Source organism: Helicobacter sp. MIT 21-1697 (genome assembly GCF_026241255.1).
GTDB lineage: Bacteria > Campylobacterota > Campylobacteria > Campylobacterales > Helicobacteraceae > Helicobacter_C.
Window position 1 is genome coordinate 18633 of record NZ_JAPHNC010000008.1, and the last position, 16479, is coordinate 35111.

The following is a 16479-nucleotide window of genomic DNA, read 5'->3' on the forward strand; positions in this document are numbered from 1 at the left end:
ACCTTGTATTTTGAATTTTATGTAAAATGCTAACACAAAATTTTAAACTTACATATTGTAATTTGCATTTTGTGCAAGTTTTACATCAAATTTTCTCAAAATATGAATATTTTTAGAAAATAAAGCTTGATTTTTTTTTTTTTTGTAATAATGGCAAGAAATTTTGGCAGGGGCAGGGGAGTGTTTATGAGCAAGATTTATGCTTCTATGGGAGCAGCTATGTTGTTAGGGACTTTTGTTTGTGCAGATACTTTATCAGAATCTGCTGCGAGTGAGCGAGCAAACACAAGCGGAGGCATAATTGAAAATAAACGCGTATTGCCCAAATCTGTGGTCAAGGCGGTTTTTAGCAAAGATTTACAATCTACAACAAATATCACTTGGCAGGGCAAAGATACGATTTTGCACAGCGGTGATATAGCCAAATCAATGCTGCAAATACCCGGATTCTCTATGACGCGCAAAGGTGGTGGAGGAAGCGAGGTAATATTCCGCTCATCAGCTGCTTCAAGATTGCCTATTTTCTTAAATAGTGGCGTGCTCAATGGCGCGTGTGGTGGGCGTATGGATACAACTACGACTTATATTTTTCCAGAAAATTACAATTCTATTACCTTTCTTAAAGGTCCTCAAGATGTGCGATATGGCGCACTTATAAGCGGTGGTTTGTTGTTTGAACGCGATATACTAAGGCTTGAGAAAGGAAGTTTTAATGCTGATGCAAGTGCAATGTATGGGAGTTTTCATCGTTTTGATATGAATGTAAATGCTTTGGCTGGAGGGAAGTATGGCTCTTTGCAGGCGATAGTTTCACATTATGAATCTGCAGATTATCGCGCTGGAGATAACGCAATCGTGCATTCGGCTTACAATAGAGAATCCGCAAGCATTATAGGCACACTCACGCCTACTTCAAGCACAGCGATTGAGTTTGATATTGATGTGGGGCGAGGCTGGGCTTCTTATGCAGATAGAGCAATGGACGCGAGGACATTTGATAGAATATCCTATAATCTTGCCTTGCAGCAGCATATTAATGATACTTTTGATAGGCTTGATGTGCGGCTTTGGCATAATGCCATAGATCATATTATGGATAATTTTTCACATCGCCCCCCAAAAGCTATGCCAAATGGGAATCTTTACAATATGAGTAACCCAAAACGCACCAATACAGGCGGGAGGGTAGAGGGGAGATTCTATTTTGGGGAGAGCGTGGAGCTGTATGTAGGGAGTAATTATAACCACGATGCGCACGAGATTCGTATGGGTGGTGGAGGGGCTTTACAAGATGCCAATAATGTGCTTTCCCAAAAATATAATCCAAATTTTACTTTTACAAACCTTGGGTTTTTCACGCAAGGGCAGTATCATTCACAATCAAACTTTGGCATAGCTTTTGGTGCAAGATATGATTATTTGACAACAGAGCGAAAGCAACGAGGAACAATGCAGAGTGCAGCAGAGGATAAAAATAACCTCGCAAGTGCCTTTGTGCGTTATGAGCATTATTTGGATAAATCTACATTTTATGTGGGTGTTGGCACAGCACAAAGAGGAGCTGATTTTTGGGAAGTAAATAAGACAGGAGGAATGGCACTCAAGCCTGAAACAAATGTCCAACTTGATATAGGGCTTACCTATCAAGATAATGTGTTTAAGGGTAAGATTTCAACTTATGCTTCGCATATTGCAAATTATATAGTGTTAGATTATACGCAAACAAATGTAGCGGCTTTTAATACTAATGCTATGCTTATGGGTGGAGAGATTGAGGCGGAGGCTATTGCTTGGGAGGTTTTGCATTTTTATAGCTCTCTTGCTTATACTTATGGTATGAATCTAAGTAGCCAACAAGGCTTGCAATCTCATTCGCCACTCCCACAAGTAGCGCCGCTTCAAGCGCAAGTCTCAAGCTTTTATGAAAGCGGTAATTGGCTTTTGCGCCTTGATGTCATAGCAAATGCGGCACAACACCGCTATGCGTTGAATTATGGTAATGTGATAGGACGCGATTATGGTAACTCTAAGGGTTTTGCGCTTTTAAATCTGTATGGTGGCTATAAGAGTAAATATTTTATGCTTCTTGCAGGAGTGGATAATCTCACAAATACGCTCTATGCGTATCATTTGTCTAAAAATGGCATAGATATTGGTGCGTTAAATATCATTCCCACACAGAGAATCTATGAACCCGGACGAAGTATATGGGCAAAAATAAGAGTGTATTTTTAAGCACAACACGAAACCCAATGACAAAAGCACGATTAAAATTCAAACTAGAGAATCACGATTATTTGAATTTGGGCAGTAGTGTATTATTTGATATGCTAACCTTTAAAATTGATTTTGATAAAGAAGAGTTTTTAAGAATAATTAATGGTATGCGAGAAAATGTAGGTTTAGCTCCTATTGATTATGTATTGCCTGATAAGAATACAAGAGATAAAGAATCTATAATGCAAGAGATAGAGAATCTCAATTTTATCACAAGTAAGCCTAGCTTTGGTGGAGTGCATCAATATTTAGTCAAAGGTAGGAATGCAAAACAAGAATTATACGAGGAATTCTACAAGTATATATTCTACAATTATGAGTTATTAGATTTTACTTATTCAAACTATTATAAAAAGATAGTATGGAATGGTAGGCAGTATTGGATTATGAATAGTGATATTAGGTATTCTAGTATTATTAATAGGAATATTTGATAAAATAATTACCTCTTGTTACTATTGAGTTACTTGTGCATATTACAATAGCATTTCAATAACAATTTGTTATTAATATTTTTTATTAGGAGTTAAATATGTTAGTTACAAAGCCAGCACCAGATTTTACAGCAGAAGCGATTAAGGCAGATGGGACTTTTGAGGATAGTTTTAACCTCTATAAAAACATCGGCAAAAATGGTGCAGTTGTATTTTTTTGGCCTAAGGATTTTACTTTTGTATGTCCAAGCGAGATTATTGCTTTTGATAAACGCGTGAAAGATTTTGAAGCGCGTGGAGTAAAAGTGATTGGGGTATCTATTGATTCTAAAGAAGTGCATTTTGCGTGGAGAAATGTGCCCATAAATGAAGGAGGGATTGGTGCAGTAACATTTCCTATGGTATCTGATATTACAAAACAAATCTCTCGTGATTATGATGTGCTTTTTAATGGTGCAGTTGCACTTCGTGGTAGCTTCCTTATTGATAAAAATAAAGTAGTGCGCCACGCAGTGATTAATGACCTCCCACTTGGACGCAATGTTGATGAAATGATTCGTATGGTAGATGCGATGTTGTTTGTTGAAGAGCACGGCGAAGTGTGTCCTGCAGGTTGGAACAAGGGCGATGAGGGTATGAAAGCTAATGCTAAAGGCGTAGCAGAATACCTTGCTAAAAATGCCAATAAGCTCTAAGATATGAGGCTTACCTTGCACTTTGTGCGAGGGTAGCTAAGCTACTTTTATTCTTTTATTTCTCCATTTTTTATCATTCTTTTTTTCTTACTCTTATTCAAAATCTCAAATAGAATATAAAAATATTGTGTTACAATTTTTCTATTTTTCAATAAAGTTTTATCCAATAATTACTTTTTGTTGCATATATTTTTTTAGTATAAATATATGTTACCTTATTGCACAGAGTATTGAGCAACAAGGCTAACAAAAATAAATTAAGGAGGAGAGTATGAAACTATCTGAAAAGCAGCAAAAAGCTCTTGTAAGGTTTAGCAATTTTATTTCTTTTAGAAACAAAATTTCGCTTATTCTATCACTCATCATTTTGGTGTGTTATTATGTCTTTGTATTGGGAGTGGGACTTTTCCCTGAAGTGCTAGGCTATCGTTTAGGACCTAGCTCCATTACGCTTGGTATTCTTGCAGGAATCTTTCTCATTGCACTCTGTATTATCGCTACGGGACTTTATACATTCTTAGCAAATACTTATTTTGATAAAGATCAGAGTGAAATACTTGAGCAATTACAGGAAAACAATGTGATTGAATCGCTTAAGAGCGGTGAGATTGACTATAAAGAATATGGGCAAATCCATAGAGCAAAAAAGGAGGAATAATCAATGAAAAAGCTTATTTTAAGTTTATTGAGCGTAAATTCGCTTTTTGGCGCATCTATTGATTTTGGCGGTGCAAAATCAGACCTTAATCCTATGGCAATAGGTATGTTTTTAGCCTTTGTGCTTGCGACTTTATTTATTACTTATCTCTCTAATAAAAAGAGTCAATCAGCAAGTGGATTCTATACTGCAGGTGGGAATATTACAGGTATGCAAAATGGCATAGCTATTGCGGGCGATTATATGAGCGCAGCAAGCTTTTTGGGTATTACAGCTTTGGTTTTTACAAATGGTTTTGATGGGTTGATTTATTCTATTGGATTCTTAGTAGGGTGGCCTATCATTTTGTTTTTAATAGCTGAAAAATTCCGCAATCTTGGTAAATTCACTTTTGCCGATATTACAGCTTATCGCTTAGATGCAAAGCCCATTCGTATTATTTCAGCTATTTCAGCCTTAAGCGTTATCGTGTTTTATTTGATTGCGCAAATGGTTGGAGCAGGGCAGCTCATACAGGTGCTTTTTGGTTTGCCTTATGGCGTGGCAGTAGTGCTTGTGGGAATCTTAATGATTTGCTATGTCGTTTTTGGTGGAATGCACGCAACAACTTGGGTGCAAATTATTAAAGCGATTTTGCTTTTAGCAGGTGCGAGTTTTATGGCAATTATGATTTTGTATTTGACAAAATTTGATTTGCATAATTATTTCTCTAAGGCAATTACTCATCACCCAAAAGGTGAAGCCATTATGTCGCCCGGAACATTTTTGCCTGATACAATTTCAGCAGTTTCTTTGGGACTTGCATTGATGTTTGGCACAGCGGGATTGCCTCATATTTTAATGCGTTTTTTCACGGTTAAAGACGCTAAGGAAGCAAGAAAATCAGTATTTTATGCTACCGGCTTAATAGGATATTTTTATATTCTTACTTTTATCATTGGTTTTGGTGCAATAGCGCTTTTATATGGGCAGCCAGAATTTACAAATCCCGATGGTAGCTATAATGGTCCTACAAATATGGTTGCTGTGAATCTCGCAGCCGTGCTTGGTGGAGACTTGTTTTTGGGCTTTATTTCGGCAGTGGCATTTGCTACGATTTTGGCGGTTGTTTCAGGATTGGCAATCTCTGGAGCAGGAGCGATTAGCCACGATTTGTTTGTAAATGTATGCAAAGATGGGAAATGCGACCCTACACTTGAAATGAGAGTAACTAAAATCGCTACAATTTGTATTGGTGTGTGTGCGATTGCACTTGGCATTGTTTTTGAAAAACAAAATGTTGCTTTTACCGTTGGACTTGCTTTTGCTATTGCTGCAAGTGTGAATTTTCCTATTTTGCTTTTGTGTATTTATTGGAAAAATCTCACAACAAAAGGCGCATTTTGGGGCGGATTATTAGGACTTGTAGTTGTGCTTACTCTTGTGATTCTAAGTCCTAGTATTTGGGTGAAGAGCTTTGGCTTTAAGAGTGCAATTTTCCCCTATGACCACCCTGCAATTTTCACTATGCCACTTACTTTTATCGCAATTTTTATTATTTCAAAATTGGATAATTCCAAACGAGCAAAACTTGATAGAGCAGGTTTTGAAGCACAGGATTTCCGCGCACAAAGTGGTATAGGCGCAAGTGAGGCTGTGGCACATTAAGTGTAGAAAATAAGGCGAGAAAGAATCTTTATTGAGAAATGAATGAGAGTTTAAAGCTCCCTTATGGGAGCTTGGCTATATATTGGTATTTTTAGCATTAAGCTTTATAAGCTGTTGGTGAATATCAATAAACACAAAAAGCAAGTAAAAGCTCATAGCGTTTTTTTGAATCTGGCACTTTTTGTTACATAAATTTCAGTAGAAAGTTTTTACATCGTGCGGATTCTAGCAATTTCATCTCTTAATCTTGCTGCTTCCTCAAACTCAAGTGCTTTAGCTGCTTGGTGCATTTTGACATTGAGATCTTTAATAATACTTTCGCGCTCACTTTTTGGAATCTTTTTACTTCCTTTTTCATAGAGCCTACTTAAACCACTAGATTCTATTTTAAGCTCTTGTTCTACATTTCTTTGCACAGATTTTGGCGTAATGTTGTGTTGTTTATTAAATGCTTCTTGCTTGGCGCGGCGATAATCTGTAATCTCAAAGGCTCTTTGCATTGAGCTTGTGATTTTTTTGGCATATAAAATCACTTTTCCCTCCACATTACGCGCAGCTCTACCCATTGTTTGTATAAGGCTTGTTTCAGAGCGCAAAAATCCCTCTTTATCTGCGTCCATAATGGCAATCAAGCTTACTTCGGGCAAATCAAGCCCCTCACGCAAGAGATTGATACCAATAAGCACATCAAACTCTCCAAGTCTTAGGGCGCGTATGAGGTGATTGCGTTCAATAGCGTCAATATCGCTGTGCATATAGCGCACTTTTATGCCAAATTCTGCGTAATATTTGCTTAGCTCTTCTGCCATTTTTTTTGTCAGCGTAGTGATAAGCACACGTTGATTTTTAGCAATTCTTGCTTTAATTTCATCATATAAATCAAGCACAGCATTATCAGTATCTCGCACTTCATAGAGAGGGTCAAGTAGCCCTGTGGGGCGAATAATTTGTTCTGCAATATGTGCTTGACTAAGCTCTAATTCTCTCTGTGCAGGTGTAGCGGAGACAAAAAGAAAATGAGGTGCTTTTGTGATAAATTCATCAAAGCGCAAGGGACGATTATCAAGTGCGCTTGGCAAACGGAATCCATATTCTACAAGCACTTCTTTGCGACTTCTATCTCCTGCATACATACCGCCAAATTGTGGCAAACTCACGTGAGATTCATCAACGATGAGAAGATAAGGCTTACCCTTTTGCTCAAAATAATCAAGGAGTGAATAAGGCGTCTCACCTGCCTTCTTGCCTGTGAGATGACGCGCATAATTTTCAATCCCTTTGCAAATCCCTGATTCTTTTATCATTTCTAAATCAAACTCTGTGCGGGTTTTAAGCCGTTGATATTCAATATGTTTATCTTGCGCAATAAATTCCTCAAGGCGATACTCAAGTTCAGATTCTATATCTTTAATCGCTCTCTCAAGCCTTTGTGCGCCTACGATAAATTGATTTGCTGCATAGAGGACAAAAGATTCTAATTGCGTAAGGGCTGTGCGTTCTAGCGAATCAAATACGCTCATACGTTCAATTTCATCGCCAAAAAACTCAATGCGGATAAACTCTCTTTCATTATATGCAGGAAAAATATCAATGACTTCCCCATTTACACGGAAGTTTCCACGTTCAAAAATGGTGTCATTGCGCGTATAGCCCATATCTACAAGTTTTAAAAGAAGTGATTTTTGAGGTTCTTCTTGTCCGATTTCAAATTTGTGAATCATCGTAAGATATTCCGCTGGGTTTCCTAAACCATAGTTTGCCGATACACTTGCTACGACAATAATATCATCATAGGCTAAAAGTGAGGTTGTAGCCGAGAGACGCAGTCGCTCCAAATCTTCATTGATACTAGAATCTTTTTCAATAAACAAATCGCGGCGGGGTATATAGGCTTCTGGCTGGTAATAATCAAAATGTGAGATAAAGTATTCAACGTGATTTTTAGGGAAGAAACCACGAAATTCGCTGTAAAGTTGTGCTGCAAGGGTTTTATTATGTGTCATAATGAGTGTGGGGATATTCAGATGAGCGATGATATTTGCCATCGTGTAAGTTTTACCACTTCCTGTAACACCCACAAGTGTGGTGTATTGCGCACCATTACGAATAAATTGTGTGATGTGTTTAATGGCTTGGGGTTGGTCTCCTGCGGGCGCAAATTGAGAATCTAAGATAAATTTTCCCATTTTATCCACACTCCTTGAGATTTTGTGTTAAAATTATAATCTATTTTTCACAACCAAAGGATTGTAAAATGAGTAGCGTAATGGAAAAACTCTCCCAAAAAATTGAAGAAATGCTCTCAAAAATTGCCCATCAAAAAGAAGAAATAGAATCTTTACATCTTGAAATTTCTTCGCTCAAAGCACAAAATGAAGCTAAAGACAGCCAAATCTCTAACTTATATGAAGAAATTGCCTCTAAAGACAGAGGCTTTGAAAACCTTTTTGCTAAAATTGATGAAGGGCTCAAATAATGACGCACGAAAGCCTTGAAATAGTGCTGAATGGCAAACGTTATATGATTTCCCTTGATTGCTTACACGATGAGGTGAGAGAGAAACTTAAAGAGCTCTCTGCCCAAAAAATTGAGCCACTCACCCTCTTGAAACTCTATATCACTAAGGCTCAAGAATATGCCCTTATCTGCCAATCACTTGAAAATCTCTATAAAAGTCTTGAAAATGTAGAGATGCCTACTCCGCATACAAGTGTGGAGATTCACGCCATAGGGAATCTGTGAATTATTACCTTATAGCTCCGATTGGACTAAAATCTCCACCACTTGTTTATGAGTGCGCAGAGGAATGTGCCAAAGAGAGCATTTGTTCTATTGTTGTGCGTGGCAAAGCTTATCTTGGTGTCATATTACAATCGCTTGATAAACCTTCTTTTGAATGCAAAATCGCACATAAAATGATAGATTGTTTTTTGCCTCATCAGATACTTTTAGCTTCATTTGTTGCACAATATTACTGCGTAGGTTTAGGGGAAAGTTACGGGCTTTTTATCCCCCAAGAGTGTAGCGGTGAGGAGGTTAAGAATGAGGAAAACAAGGATAAGCAAAAAGAAAATGAGAATCTTGCAAGGTTAGCCTTTGAACTTAAAACTTTAAGCAAAGCACAAAATGAAGCTCTCACATTTTTATCATCTCATACTAATCCTTTACTTTTTGGCGATACAGGAAGCGGAAAAACAGAAATATATATTCATCTCATCGCCCATACGCTTGCCAAAGCCCAAAATGCACTTTTTTTAATGCCAGAAATTGCGCTTACTCCCCAAATAGAATCTCGTCTTAGGGAAGTATTTGGCGATGTAGTAGGAATCTGGCATAGTAAAATCACTCCTGCACAAAAAAGAAAACTTCTTCTTGCTTTATATAATGGCACGATACGCATAATTGCAGGAGCAAGGAGTGCGTTATTTTTGCCTATAAGAGAGCTTGGGCTAATTATTGTTGATGAAGAACACGATGATGCTTATAAATCTCAAAGCTCACCGCATTATAATGCGCGTGATATGGCACTTTATCTTGGGAGCAAAACACATATCAAGGTTGTTTTAGGTTCGGCAACACCAAGCGTGGTAAGCTATCATAATGCGAGCAAACAAGGTAGTGTATATCGCTTGAAAGGACGATATTTTACTTCACATAAATCTATTCGTATTGTTGCTCAAAATGCACAAATAGCACATACACAAACAGAATCTGCACCTATTGATGAAGAACTTGTAGTAAAAATCAAAGAAAAACTTGAACATAATGAGCAAGCCATTGTATTTATCCCTACGCGTGCGCATTATAAGATGCTTGTATGTAGCGAATGTGGAAGCGGGGTAGAATGTGCATTTTGTTCAGTGAATATGTCTTTACATCTTGATAAAAATGCACTTATTTGTCACTATTGTCATTGGAGCACACCTATTCCTTCAATATGTCCTCAATGCAAGAGCGAGAGTTTGTGCTCTCATCGTATTGGCACTGCTCAAGTTGCACAAGCCTTACAAAATGCACTTCCGAATGCAAAAATTACACTTTTTGATAGGGATAATATCACTACGCATACAAAATTAAAGACAATACTGCAAAAATTTAATGATGGCAAGATTGATGTGCTTGTTGGCACGCAAATGTTAAGCAAAGGACACGACTATCATCGTGTGAATCTTGCGATAATACTAGGTATTGATTATGTGCTCAAAGGAAGTGATTATCGCTGCAATGAACGGGCGATAAGTTTATTGCACCAAATCGCAGGGCGCAGCGGGCGTAAATATGATGGTGAAGTATATGTTCAAAGTGCTAATGGTATGTTTTTGGAGCAGTTTTTAGGAGATTATGAGGATTTTTTACATTATGAATTGCGCAACCGCCCACATCTTTATCCACCTTATCAGAGGTTGGCTACACTTACTTTTTCGCATAAGATAGAATCTAAAGCGTTGAATGCTATGCAAAATGTGCGAGACATACTTTTAAAAAGTGGTTTGGGCGAGGTAGAGATTGTGGGAGATTGCAAAGCATTGGTAGAGCGACTTTATAATAAATATCGCTTTGTATTATTGCTTCGCTCATCTTCTACGCGCGCACTTTTAGAGGTATTGCATTATCTCAATGCCCATATTCATCAAGAATTAAAGCGTATGTATGAAATTGATATTGACCCTTTAAATATAGTGTAGAGGTAGTTTAGCTATAATAAAATATTGTGTAAGATACAGAATAAAAGGAGAGTAAATGAAAATTGCCATATCTTGTTTTTCACCATTAGTGCAAAACAGCTTGAGTTTTTTTTTAAAAGATTATTTAAGTAGTGAGAGTGAATGTGATTTTATCATCACTGATGATATAAATCAGAAACACTACACTAAAGCAGTATGTCTTGTAAGTGATGATGTGCATTCGCATATTCGCAAACCTTTTACACAACAAAGTCTATCTGAAGATATACAGGCTTTTTATGAGAAGATTCAATCTCAAGCAGTAGATATATCTCATCAATCAACACATTTACAAGAGACACAGACTTTACCAGAAGCCTTTGAGCCGCCTATGTCGCCACCTAGTTATCCACAGCCCAAGATTCCAAAACAACTTGAAAGCCAAATTGAGCAACTCTGTCAAGAGAGCGCAAAGGAGCTTACACAGAAGATTCTTACCCTTCTTAAACATACACAATAATGAACAAGCAATCAACAATGAACATTGCAAGATTTCACATTCAAGCAGGAAAACTCAAGAATCTACCTTTAGTGTGGAATAATCAAGAAAGCACGCGTCCAACAAAATCTATTGTGCGAGAATCTTTTTTTAACACAATGAGCACAAATATTGTGGAGTGTGTATTTGTTGAAGCATTTGGAGGTTGTGGTTCAATGGGGATTGAAGCACTTTCTCGTGGTGCAAGTGAGGCAATATTTTATGAGATAGATAAAAGAGCCTATAATATCTTGTTGCAAAATCTCACATTTGCACAAAAAAGAGAAACAGCACTAAAATTTTATGCCTACAATACCGATTTTTTTACACAAAGTTTTCATAGATGGATTACTCTGAAAGAAAATGTGATTTTATATCTTGACCCACCCTTTTGTATTAGAGAAGGTATGGAGGATATTTATGAGCGTCTTTTGATAATGGTAGAAAATCTTGGACGATGTAATGTGCATTTTATTGTTTTTGAACATTGGAGTGGGTATAATATGCCTTTTATTGTTGGGGAATATATACTGCTTAAAACGCGTCAATTTGGTAAAAGCAGCCTGACTTATTACACATTAAAGGATTAATTATGGCAGAAGAAGAAAAAGCAGCAGAAAGTGGTGGAGATAAAAAGAGCAAAGCAATTTTATTTGTTGTTATTGGCATTGTGGTAGTGCTTCTTTTATTGGTAGGTGTTATGGTGTTGGTGATGACAAGTGGAGGGCACGATGAGGAGGAGCACGAACAAAAACCAGCAGAAGTTACTCAAACTCAAGCTAGTGCGCCTTCACAACAAGCTGCAAAAATCATTGTAGGCAACACAGTTTCGGTGCGTAGCACAGATAAATTTGCTCCGGGCTTGATTTACCCTGCAGAAGGTCCCCTCCCTTTTACGGTGAATTTAATGACACAAACAGGCAAACGTTATCTTAAAACAAGTGTGCAATTTGAGCTTGATAAAGATGAACTGAAAGCAAATGCCACTAAGGCAGAGTTAGATAAAAAATTGCCTATGGTGCAAGATACCATTATTGAGATTCTCTCTTCAAAATCTATTGAAGATGTTGCCACAGTGAAAGGGAAAAATCGTGTCAAAGATGAGATTGTAAAACGTCTTAATGAATTTTTGATTGATGGACAGGTGAGTGATATATTTTTTGTTGAGTTTGTGGTGAGTTAGTGATTGATAGGGATTGATATTATTAGTATTGCTCGTATGCAGAAATTTGTAGAAAAATTTGGCACAGCTGCACTGGAGCGTTTTCTTTGCGAAAAAGAGATAGCTCTGTGCATAAATGCCAATGAAACTATAAATATTCCTCGTGTAGCTGGATTTTGGGCAGCAAAAGAGGCGTGTTCTAAAGCATTGGGCGTGGGTATAGGAAGTAAGCTAAGCTTTTTGGATATGCACATAAGCAAAAGTAGCACAAATGTGCCTAGCATTCATCTTGTATCCGAAAAAATAAGTGATTTTAATATAAAAAATATTGCACTAAGTATCAGCCACGATGGAGGATTTGCGATTGCTGTAGTAGTTATTATTTAGGCTTAGGCTTCTTTGGTCTTTGTTTAATCCAAGCAACATCACTTAAAACATTTGCTTTCTCTATGTATGTTTTGTCGTAATTTTTAGTTATTTCATCTGCGAAACTATGAGATAGCATACCAAAAGTAATGACAATAAAAACTAATATCTTCCCCATTCCATCCTCCAAAATAAAATTGATTCTATCATTTTAAAGTTTAATGAATGCTTTTATGGAGTTTTATGAGCGATTTTTAATCATATCTGCGATAAGAAAAGCCATTTCAAGCGCTTGGATCGCATTGAGTCGTGGATCGCATTGAGTATTATAATTGCAAACTAACCCTTCTTCGGTAATTGCTTGTGAGCCGCCAATACATTCTGTTACATCTGCTCCTGTCATTTCTAAATGCACTCCTCCAGCATAGCTTCCATAGGCTTTATGTATTTCAAAAAAGCTTTTCACTTCATCAAGCACACTATCAAATACACGCGTTTTGTAACCATTATTTGTTTTGATTGTATTGCCGTGCATAGGATCGCAGCTCCATAGAATCTCGCGTCCTTCAGCATTGATAGAATCTAATAATTGAGGGAAGTTGCTTTTAATTTTATCAGCCCCCATACGCACAATGAGATTTAGTCTGCCACTTTGATTAAGCGGGTTAAGCTTATCGCAAATACCCATAATGTCATCTTTTGTAGCATTTGGTCCAATTTTTACGCCCACAGGATTCTTTACTCCGCGCAAAAACTCAATATGTGCTTCATCAAGCCCTCTTGTGCGTTCTCCAATCCATAACATATGTGCGGAGCAATCATACCAATCCCCTGTGAGAGAATCTTGTCGGCAAAGTTGTTCCTCATAATGAAGCACAAGGGCTTCGTGCGAGGTGTAAAATTCTGTCTCACGCAATGTGGGGGAATGTTCAGAATCAATGCCACAGGCTTTCATAAAATCAAGCGCTTGAGTGATACGAGAGGCAAGCTCTTCGTATTTTTGTCCAAATGTATTATTTTTGACAAAACTAAGATTCCATTTATGCACTTGATTAAGATCAGCAAAACCTCCTTGTGCAAATGCGCGTAAAAGATTGAGTGTAGCTGCACTTTGATTATAGGCTTGAATAAGGCGATTTGGGTCGTGTTCTCGCGCTTGTTGTGTGAATGCCATATCATTAATCATATCGCCACGATAACTTGGGAGTTCAAGATGTCCATTTGATTCTGTATCACTTGAGCGAGGTTTGGCAAATTGTCCTGCGATGCGTCCAACTTTGACTATTGGACACGAAGCACCAAAGGTAAGGATTGCACCCATTTGAATGATAACTTTAAATAAATCGCGAATATTAATGGCGTTAAATTGCGAAAAACTCTCCGCACAATCCCCACCTTGCAATAAAAATGCCTCTCCTTTGCATACTTGAGCTAGACGTTCTTGCAATACACGCGCTTCACCTGCAAAGACAAGCGGTGGATAAGATTTAAGCTGCATTTCCACAGATTCTAAAAGCTGTTGATTTTTATAGACAGGGTGCTGCTTAATGGGTTTATTTCTCCAACTTTTTGCGTGCCACTGCATAATATCCTCCTTTATTATTGTGTATAAAACTTAAAAAAGATGAGATTCTACCATACTTTTTGCTATTTTATATTTTTATATACATTGAGCGCTGCTGGAGCTTGGATTGTGGGCATTATTTCAAGCGTATTGATATTAATGTGCTGTGGTAGTGAAGCAACCCATAATACACTTTGAGCAATATCTTCAGGCATAAGCGGTGTTGTGCCTTCATATACGCTTTTTGCCTTGTTTTCATCGCCCTTAAAGCGCACTTGTGAAAATTCACTTCCACCACATAAGCCCGGCTCAATGTCGCTTATACGGATATTTTTATCATACAAATCAGCACGAAGATTGAGACTAAATCGTTTTACAAAAGCCTTTGTCGCACCATATACATTACCACCCGGATAGGAATAAGTGCCTGCGATTGAGCCAATATTAATAATATGTCCATAGCCTTGAGCTACCATTTGAGGCAAAATAAGATGTGTAAGCTTGATAAGAGCTAGGATATTTACCTCTACCATTTGTTCCCAATCAGCAATATCTGCTTTATCTGCGCTGCTTAAGCCAAGTGCCAAACCTGCATTATTGATAAGCACATCAATATTTTGAAATTCTTGAGGAAGTAATTTGAGCGCAGATTCTATTTTTTGTGTATCTCGCACATCACATATAATTTTTTCACATAATATGCCAAGTTCGTTTTGAATCGCATTTATTCGCTCTCCTCTTCGTGCGAGAATAATTACTTTGTGCCCATTGCGGACAAAAAGCTCAGCAATTGCTTTACCAAAACCAGATGATGCTCCAGTGATGAGTGCAGTCATAAAGTCTCCTTTTCTTGAGGTTTGTGAATGCGTTCAAACATACGCTTATGGCTTATAAACTTAATCTCACCCTCTCTTGTGAGCTCATTAATAAGACGTTTAAAAAGTTTTTTGCTCATTTGTAGAGTATGAAAAACTTTTTGAGGTGAGGCAGAAAAATCAAGCGCTAAAGGCATACAATTGAGCAAAAATTGCTTTTGTTCTTGAGTGTGTGGCGGATTGAGTGTGAGGTCAAGTTTGCCATCGGAACGTTGGTGTGAATACGATGAGGCATTTTTAATATACACCTCAATGTGTGTGCCTACATTTAATACAATTCCTTGTGGTAATTCATTGTGATAAAGCAAGCCATAATAAGCATTTTCTACCACACAACCAAAGCCTAAGGGTGTTTGTTCAAAGACAAGTGCCTTTATTTTTTTGTGTGTTGATAGTTTTGGTGCGGGTTTGAGATAGGATTTGATATTCGTTTTGGCAAGTAGGCGCGATTGCTTATCAAGTGTAATTGCCACGATTACTTTTTGATGTAATTTAAAGTGTCTAGGGTTTTGAGTTGGCATAAAAATATGCTTATCAACACCTATATCTAAAAAGCAACCAAAAGGTGCAAAATCTATTACTTCAAGCTCTGCTATATCGCCATATTGTGCTTTTGGAGTTTGTGTGGTAGCAACAACTCGGTCATCTGAATCTGTAAGCACAAATACTTCTAATTCATCATTGATTGCACTTTGTGCAGGGAGAAATTTATTGGGTAAAAGCACTTCTGTGAAAATGGGTGTCGCAGATTCTATATTTTGTAGAGAATCTTGTGGTAATCCGCCAAGATATGCTCCATATTTACTTAAACGTATAATGCGTAACCTTTGGATTTTGCCTATTTGTATTGCTTTTGTGTGTTGTATAAGCTTAGTGTGTGCAAGAGTTTTATTCACTCTTACATTTTTCACTTCAGCGGATTGTTTTGAGAATGGCTTGGAATGTCTCAATTTCTTTTCCTTGAGATTGAATAATGCGTTTGGCAATGTTTTTTATATCTTCATTTTGTGTGTATATCAAAATTTGTTTTGAAGCATCAATCGCACCTTGATGATGAGGAATCATACCCTCAAGGAAATCGCGGTCAATTTGATTGCTAAGCTTAATTTCACTCATAGCCTTCATCATAGTGTCCATATCTGTTTTGGCTTGATTATTAAAGAGTGTTATTTCTTTGGGGCTATAAAGCTTTTTTTGTTCTTGTAGCTGTGGGAGAAGGGCTTGAAACTCTTGAATTTCCGCATTTTGTTCTTTAATAATTGCTTGAGCTTGAGCTCTTACTTTTTGATTATGAGAATATTTTAAAAGCATTTGCGAAGCATCAATCGCACCTTGATGATGAGGAATCATATTTGAAAGATAATTTAAATCTATATTATCACTTTCTACAAATGCTGTATCCATCATAGGCTTATGCATTGAATTTATGATTATTTCTGAAATAGTGGAATTTGTTTTATATTCGTGAGTGTGAGTTGAATGTATAGTTTCTTCTGCTATGGCAGCAGCACTTATTAAGCTTATACTCGCCACTAGATTCGGTAAAAGGTTTGATAAAGTTATATTTTTCATAATATACTCCTTATAATACTCTTATAC

General features: G+C 37.3%; 18 protein-coding genes. 12 read left to right on the top strand and 6 right to left on the bottom strand.

Annotated elements, in window-relative coordinates; translation table 11 throughout:
- Nucleotides 1-186 precede the first annotated feature (186 nt).
- The 5 genes from OQH61_RS07765 to OQH61_RS07785 all read left to right on the top strand — a co-directional run bounded on the left by OQH61_RS07765 (nucleotide 187) and on the right by OQH61_RS07785 (nucleotide 5711).
- Nucleotides 187-2235, top strand: a complete 2049-nt coding sequence (locus tag OQH61_RS07765) for a TonB-dependent receptor domain-containing protein (RefSeq protein ID WP_266026850.1) — start codon at nucleotides 187-189, stop codon at nucleotides 2233-2235.
- On the top strand, nucleotides 2208-2711 hold the full coding sequence (locus tag OQH61_RS07770; RefSeq protein WP_266026852.1) for a hypothetical protein: 504 nt from the start codon (nucleotides 2208-2210) through the stop codon (nucleotides 2709-2711). Before OQH61_RS07765 ends, OQH61_RS07770 begins: the two co-directional genes overlap by 28 nt.
- 98 nt (nucleotides 2712-2809) lie before the next feature.
- On the top strand, nucleotides 2810-3406 hold the full coding sequence (locus OQH61_RS07775) for a peroxiredoxin (RefSeq protein WP_266026854.1): 597 nt from the start codon (nucleotides 2810-2812) through the stop codon (nucleotides 3404-3406).
- A 271-nt stretch (nucleotides 3407-3677) separates the two neighbouring features.
- Entirely contained in the window at nucleotides 3678-4064 is a 387-nt protein-coding gene (locus OQH61_RS07780) for a DUF485 domain-containing protein (protein ID WP_266026856.1), read from the top strand.
- A 3-nt stretch (nucleotides 4065-4067) separates the two neighbouring features.
- A complete protein-coding gene (locus tag OQH61_RS07785; RefSeq protein WP_266026858.1) occupies nucleotides 4068-5711 on the top strand; it encodes a cation acetate symporter in 1644 nt (547 codons plus the stop codon).
- A 209-nt stretch (nucleotides 5712-5920) separates the two neighbouring features.
- Here the strand turns inward: OQH61_RS07785 and uvrB are convergent, their stop codons facing one another.
- On the bottom strand, nucleotides 5921-7897 hold the full coding sequence (uvrB, locus tag OQH61_RS07790; RefSeq protein WP_266026860.1) for an excinuclease ABC subunit UvrB: 1977 nt from the start codon (nucleotides 7895-7897) through the stop codon (nucleotides 5921-5923).
- 68 nt (nucleotides 7898-7965) lie between these two features.
- On the opposite strand from uvrB, the gene OQH61_RS07795 reads away from it, so the two are divergent.
- The 7 genes from OQH61_RS07795 to acpS are packed head-to-tail and all read left to right on the top strand — an operon-like array spanning nucleotide 7966 to nucleotide 12462.
- Nucleotides 7966-8187 (top strand): hypothetical protein, encoded by a 222-nt coding sequence (locus OQH61_RS07795; protein ID WP_266026862.1) that lies wholly within the window; start codon nucleotides 7966-7968, stop codon nucleotides 8185-8187.
- Nucleotides 8187-8453 carry a hypothetical protein gene (locus OQH61_RS07800; protein ID WP_266026864.1) on the top strand — a complete coding sequence of 89 codons (267 nt, stop codon included), beginning with the start codon at nucleotides 8187-8189 and terminating at the stop codon, nucleotides 8451-8453. Before OQH61_RS07795 ends, OQH61_RS07800 begins: the two co-directional genes overlap by 1 nt.
- Nucleotides 8450-10396, top strand: a complete 1947-nt coding sequence (locus OQH61_RS07805; protein WP_266026867.1) for a primosomal protein N' — start codon at nucleotides 8450-8452, stop codon at nucleotides 10394-10396. Before OQH61_RS07800 ends, OQH61_RS07805 begins: the two co-directional genes overlap by 4 nt.
- A 55-nt stretch (nucleotides 10397-10451) precedes the next feature.
- Nucleotides 10452-10895 (top strand): hypothetical protein, encoded by a 444-nt coding sequence (locus tag OQH61_RS07810; RefSeq protein WP_266026869.1) that lies wholly within the window; start codon nucleotides 10452-10454, stop codon nucleotides 10893-10895.
- A gap of 17 nt (nucleotides 10896-10912) precedes the next feature.
- Nucleotides 10913-11503 carry a 16S rRNA (guanine(966)-N(2))-methyltransferase RsmD gene (gene rsmD / locus OQH61_RS07815; RefSeq protein WP_266026870.1) on the top strand — a complete coding sequence of 197 codons (591 nt, stop codon included), beginning with the start codon at nucleotides 10913-10915 and terminating at the stop codon, nucleotides 11501-11503.
- Between the two features lie 2 nt (nucleotides 11504-11505).
- On the top strand, nucleotides 11506-12096 hold the full coding sequence (fliL, locus tag OQH61_RS07820; RefSeq protein ID WP_266026871.1) for a flagellar basal body-associated protein FliL: 591 nt from the start codon (nucleotides 11506-11508) through the stop codon (nucleotides 12094-12096).
- 3 nt (nucleotides 12097-12099) lie between these two features.
- Nucleotides 12100-12462, top strand: a complete 363-nt coding sequence (gene acpS, locus OQH61_RS07825; protein WP_266026872.1) for a holo-ACP synthase — start codon at nucleotides 12100-12102, stop codon at nucleotides 12460-12462.
- On the opposite strand, the gene OQH61_RS07830 is transcribed toward acpS, so the two are convergent.
- From OQH61_RS07830 to OQH61_RS07850, 5 genes are all read right to left on the bottom strand, one after another.
- Complete coding sequence (locus OQH61_RS07830) at nucleotides 12455-12619, bottom strand: hypothetical protein (RefSeq protein ID WP_266026873.1); 165 nt, start codon at nucleotides 12617-12619, stop codon at nucleotides 12455-12457. The genes acpS and OQH61_RS07830 overlap by 8 nt on opposite strands.
- A 63-nt stretch (nucleotides 12620-12682) precedes the next feature.
- Nucleotides 12683-14026 carry a class II 3-deoxy-7-phosphoheptulonate synthase gene (locus tag OQH61_RS07835; RefSeq protein ID WP_266026874.1) on the bottom strand — a complete coding sequence of 448 codons (1344 nt, stop codon included), beginning with the start codon at nucleotides 14024-14026 and terminating at the stop codon, nucleotides 12683-12685.
- 62 nt (nucleotides 14027-14088) lie between these two features.
- Nucleotides 14089-14841, bottom strand: a complete 753-nt coding sequence (locus OQH61_RS07840; RefSeq protein ID WP_266026875.1) for an SDR family NAD(P)-dependent oxidoreductase — start codon at nucleotides 14839-14841, stop codon at nucleotides 14089-14091.
- Complete coding sequence (locus OQH61_RS07845; RefSeq protein WP_266026876.1) at nucleotides 14838-15830, bottom strand: S1-like domain-containing RNA-binding protein; 993 nt, start codon at nucleotides 15828-15830, stop codon at nucleotides 14838-14840. Before OQH61_RS07845 ends, OQH61_RS07840 begins: the two co-directional genes overlap by 4 nt.
- Complete coding sequence (locus OQH61_RS07850; RefSeq protein WP_266026877.1) at nucleotides 15793-16452, bottom strand: DUF305 domain-containing protein; 660 nt, start codon at nucleotides 16450-16452, stop codon at nucleotides 15793-15795. Before OQH61_RS07850 ends, OQH61_RS07845 begins: the two co-directional genes overlap by 38 nt.
- Nucleotides 16453-16479 lie beyond the last annotated feature (27 nt).